At 63.1% G+C, this 884-nt stretch carries 1 protein-coding gene; it reads left to right on the top strand.

The window, feature by feature from the left end; genetic code table 11:
• The first annotated feature begins 479 nt into the window (after positions 1-479).
• Positions 480-623 (top strand): hypothetical protein, encoded by a 144-nt coding sequence (locus AC1D00_RS43210; RefSeq protein ID WP_430649059.1) that lies wholly within the window; start codon positions 480-482, stop codon positions 621-623.
• The last annotated feature ends 261 nt before the right edge of the window (positions 624-884 follow it).

The following is an 884-nucleotide window of genomic DNA, read 5'->3' as shown; positions in this document are numbered from 1 at the left end:
GGCGGGCCTAAATCGTCAGGAGTGGTAGGCCGGGAAGGGCGGCGCGGGAGCCGTCCTAAGCCCGCTGATGTTATGCCCGGTAATCGCTGGTCCGATGCTGAGTTTGAAGCAGAGCCGGGCGAGTAGCAGACGGATCAGGCGCATGGGGTCATCTCCAGCGGTTGCTGCTTCTCCTCGTCCGGGTCGTCGTCCTCCCGGTCGCACTCGTCCCGCTCCAAATCGTCGTTGCTTCCGACACACCAGCGAGTCTGAGCGATCGCACGGTCAGGGCTGCCAAGGGATGGCTCGGCATCCTCAGGGGGCTCACATTCGTCGGCCAGCCTCGCGCACTGCCTCTTGGGCGCGCTCCCGCGCTCCTTGAGCATGGATTTTCGCGCCCATGATCCGGCCGCCCCAGATTACCTCTCGCGATTTGGTGCTCGTGCGAGATAGATTCCGGCTGAGGAAGCGCCACACAGCCACACACCGACGGCCGACCGATGAAGATCACCTTCGGCGAGATGCGCGAGATGGGCTTGCGTGGCATCCTGGTCTACTGCCATTGCGGCCATCACGTTGCTCTGGACGCCGACCATTGGCCTGACAAAGTAAGGCTATCGGATCTCGAGCCGCGATTTGTCTGACAGGGCTGTGGCTCTCGCGGTGCCGACGTTCGGCCGGACTTCGACTGGAACGCCAAAGCGCCTTTCGGTGGCTTGGGCTATCGATAGCCCACTTAAAAGACGGCCCCGGCCGTGGGGTTTCGTGGTGGGCGTTGAGGCCGGGGCCGTGGGTGCTTGGACCTTGGGGAAGCTCAAGCAGCTCCGAGCTTACACAGCTCGGAGCGCCGTTCTGTTCGTTTCCCAACATTGGCAGTAGTGTTCCGGACGGGAACGGAGTAGCTG

The sequence above is a fragment of the Bradyrhizobium sp. P2_E8 genome, assembly GCF_056403875.1.
Note: the sequence above shows the minus strand (reverse complement) of the source record. Positions and strands in the feature narration are given on the sequence as shown.

Coding starts and splice junctions, on each gene's coding strand:
- AC1D00_RS43210 (WP_430649059.1), top strand. CDS start 480: ATGAAGATCACCTTCGGCGAGATGCGCGAGATGGGCTTGCGTGGCATC.